The sequence below is a fragment of the Verrucomicrobiales bacterium genome (assembly GCA_016793885.1).
Taxonomy (GTDB): Bacteria; Verrucomicrobiota; Verrucomicrobiia; order Limisphaerales; family UBA11320; genus UBA11320.
Genome location: JAEUHE010000180.1, coordinates 1 through 4005, shown reverse-complemented (window position 1 = coordinate 4005; position 4005 = coordinate 1). Strand labels below are relative to the sequence as shown.

Annotated in this window: 2 protein-coding genes; both read right to left on the bottom strand. The window is 60.6% G+C overall.

All coding sequences use genetic code 11. The features are described from left to right. Positions 1-2823, bottom strand: a 2823-nt coding sequence (locus JNN07_21225; GenBank protein ID MBL9170271.1) for a discoidin domain-containing protein, incomplete at its 3' end; no start/stop codon positions are given. A gap of 956 nt (positions 2824-3779) precedes the next feature. Further along, on the bottom strand, positions 3780-4005 hold a 226-nt coding region (locus JNN07_21220; protein ID MBL9170270.1), incomplete at its 5' end, for a hypothetical protein.

Here is a 4005-nt window from a genome sequence, read left to right as displayed (position 1 = left end):
GCCTTCCCAGGTCACGGTCAGACTGCCATTGGCATTGCGGACCACGGAGATGGACGGACGATCCGTTCCGATGGTCGCGGTCAGCTGCAGAGCCTGGCCGGTGGTGAAGGTTCCGACGCCGTTCTTGACCAGAACCGGCAGGCTAGGAGCTTCGACCTGAGCACCGCGAACGGTGAGGAAGGCCCCGCCGCCACGTTCAAACATACCGGCTTCGATGTCGTAGGTTCCCTTGGCGAGGGTGATGGTCGCCCGGGTGTTGCTGTCGCCGGTGAGGCAATCGCAGGTGACCGTGCTGCCATCTTCAGAGATGACGCTGGCGGCGGTACCGTTGACCGTGATCTCCGTGAACACTTGTCCGGGGATCTTCATGTAAGCACCGTCATCGCTGTTGAAGCCGAGGCTGTAGGTGCCGTCTTGAGGAATGACGAGCTTCGCGGTCGCGCGGATCGCATAGTCGTTGTCGTCTACGCCCGGGGTGTTCTTCGGGAAGGCCGGGATGCCGGCGTTGGTGTCCGGGTCGCCCCAGCTGCCAACGTCGGTCTTGACGGGTGCGCCTGCGGTGGCGTCGAGGTCGGCGAAGCCAGCAGCCCAGTTATTGATGGCGTTCTCCGCAATGTCACCAGCGCTCGGATCGGAGGACACAACGCTCCAGCCATCGGCGTCGACGCCCAGCTGGATGTAGGTGTCTGCCGGAGTGGGATCGCCGACGAGCTTCCACTTGTCGGTATCCGCATCGTTAGCCCAGCGGCCGGGAGCGGCATACAGTTCGCCATGGTCGCCACCGCCGCGTTCCCACCAGAAGAACTCGATGCGATAGGTGCCGGCCTTCAGGGAGTAGGTGCCGCGGGTGTTGCTGTCGCCGGTGTTGGCGGGATGCACGACGGCCTCGGGATCGCCGGGATCGAGTTCGCCGTTGCCGCTGACTGCGACAGCCTTGCCGCCGCGGATACGCAGGGCGAAACCGTCGTCGGAGTGCACGCCGAAGGTATACTCACCGTCGGCCGGGATCACGATGTTACCGATAAACAGCTGGATGAAGTCTTCAGCGTTCCAGCCACCATCAGGGTGAGCGGTAGCCGCTTCGTCGTAGGGAAGGCCATTGCCGAAGAATCCTCCGGCGACTGGGTAGTTGGCGACTGGAGTGGTCACGTCGGCGAACTTGCCGGTGAACTCTTCCGTGCCCACCGCCGCGATGCGGGACAGGGCGGCGGGGATGCTGTCGATGGTGCCAGCCCCAAAGATGTAGCGCAGAGCCCAAGCGCCATCGACCGGTTCAGGTCCGTTCAGGTTCGAGTCGGGGAACCAAGGAACCGGGATTTTCACGGTCCCGTTGAAGTTCAACGGATTGCCAGCCAGATCTTTTCCGGTCAGGTTGAAGGTGTGGCTGGAGCCGGGCTCGAAGCGGGTCGGGCTGACATAGACAAACGTCGTGGTTGTGTCGTTCTTGGAGTTGGTGGTGGCCACGACGATGTCATCGATCTTGATGACCACGGTCGCTGTGTCCAGAGCTGTGTCGAGACCATCCGCAACGTTCAAGGAGATCTGGTCACGACCCGCACGGGCACCGGCGAGACGCGGGATGCTAGCGCCACCCGCTCGGCCGAAGAGTTCGATTTCATTGAGCTGATGGAGAGGTTCGGCGGTATCCGTCACGAGGTAACGGATCGACTGATAGGCCTTCGACGGCACGGGTAAGGTGATCTTCACGACCTGGTCTCGCTCAGTCCACAACGTGGTATCGGAGTCCTGCACGAAAATGTCCTCCCAAACAACACTGTCCGTGGAGCCTTGAAGTTTCCAGCGGCGTGGGTCCCGGCCGGGGGTGTCGTTACCTGAGGTGATCGTGAAGTGAGAGATGCTGACCGGGCGGGGGAAGCTGGCCCCGACGAAGAGCGGAGCTGCCTCGGTTGGATCGTCACAGCACCATTTATCGCTGCCACCACCGACACGATTGTCGAAGACGTTGAACGCAAACTCGCCGCCGCCGAAGGCAGCTTCGTTGTTTCCGAAGAAGGTGACTCCATTCCAAGTCGGTCCGGGGTAGGCATTTTCATCACCGTCGTTCTCCGGATCGGTTAAGTCGCCGCCGAGAAGCGCGCCTGTTCCGGTTCCGACGATTTCGATCTTGGGTACGCCCAGACCGTACTCGCCGAAATACTCGATCTCGCCCACCTGGTAAAGGGAGTCGGCCGTCCGAGTGCACTCGAACCTGATGAACTTGTACGCGGGTGCGGGCTGATCGAAAGTGATCTTGGCCACCTGCAGCCGAGCATCCCAGAGCGGAGTGTCGGAGATCTGAATGAAGATGGGGGTGAATTCGATCCCGTCGTTGGAGCCTTGGATTTGCCAGTCCTGTGGATCACGTGTCGGGGTATCGTTCGCGGAGCTGACCGTAAAGTGGGTCAGGCGAACCACGTCGCTGAACTCGACAGTGATATTTTTCGGGCTAGCTTCGGTGGCGTCATCGCAGCACCACTTGTCGTTGCCGGGTCCGAGGCGATTGTCGAAAACGTTGTAGGAAAACTCTCCACCCTCAAAGCCTGGCTCGTTGTTGGAGGAGATGGATACCCAGTTCCAGGAGAGATCTTCGGGCCCGGCGGATTCATTCCCGTCGTTCTCAGGGTCGGTCAGGTCGCCACCGGTGGAGAGGGGGTTTTCTGGATTTCCCAGCAACGAGGTGGTGCTGGTTCCAATGATTTCGAGGGTCGCACCGCCGTCGAGAGTGGCTTGCGCTTGGGTCTGCGTCGCAGGTGCCAGCCAGAAGGCTAGCCCCAGGGACGTCGCCAGGCAGAACTTGGCGAAGGGGTTGGTTGGTTTATACATAGGGGATGGTGAGCTTTGGGTTGGTTTGATTTGAGAACTAGGGATTTACTACTGGTGACTCTGTGAGTTGCGTTTGATTCAGTACATGGCCCAGCACATACGCGCACACGAAAATTCACCCTGCGGTGGTTTTGCGCTCTGGTTGATGGGACAGGAGTTTCGTAACCAAACCGTCTCCTGATTGCAACCCCTGAAATGGCGAACTTTTTTCATACTATGCGAGTGCGTATGAAGCGGTGTCGGGGAAGGACCTCCAGGATCTGAGTTGCTTTGAATGCGAAACAAGCAGTTATGGCCACGGATTTCTCGGATGACTCGGTTGAAGAATAATCTGTGTGGGTCGGCAGGGCACGAACCCACAGGGTTCGCAGAGACTAGCCGGGGGTGCTCGCACCCCCGGAACTGTTAAAAATGCGGAGCATCGCGCAGCGATGCCACCGGCTGCTCACACTTGAGGCGCCCGACTCCAGAAACCAAAAAGTTCCTCAGTCCATTGGCCGACTGGTGGCACGCCTTTCAGGGTGCTGTTGAATAGGGGGCCGACAGACCGGGGGTGTCGCTGCGCTCCACGCCCCGGCTAATCTCTGTGAACCCTGCGGGTTCTCGGCCGTGGATTGCGGGAGCGGACTGGGTGGCGTGAAGGAACAGCGGTGTCGTGCCACCGCGGTCCATAGGGGCCTCGTCCGATTGAAAGGCGAGCGAAGGAGGGGCGCTCTATGGAGCGCGGAGACAGGTCCCCGCTTTTCCTGCGCGTGGCGGAGTGGCTGGCGATGCGTCTCGGATTGGTGTGTGCGTTGGAGGGAGATGGGTGGCGTGAAGGAACAGCGGTGTCGTGCCACCGCGGTCCACAGTCCACGGCCAGCACGCGCTTTGAAAGCAGGCAAAAAAGAGGCCGGAGGTTGCCCTCCGGCCTCACTGAGTTATGGCAGAATAATGGCCTCTGCGTAGCGGTCAGCTTACGGCTTCACCGCGCGAGCAAACTGGGCTGCTTGGTTCGGAGCCAAGGTGAGCGGGCTCACGGCACCTTCCAGCTTGACGTAAGGTCCATTGACCGAGGTGGCCACATGGAGTTCGCCTTCCCAGGTCACGGTCAGACTGCCATTGGCATTGCGGACCACGGAGATGGACGGACGATCCGTTCCGATGGTCGCGGTCAGCTGCAGAGCCTGGCCGGTGGTGAAG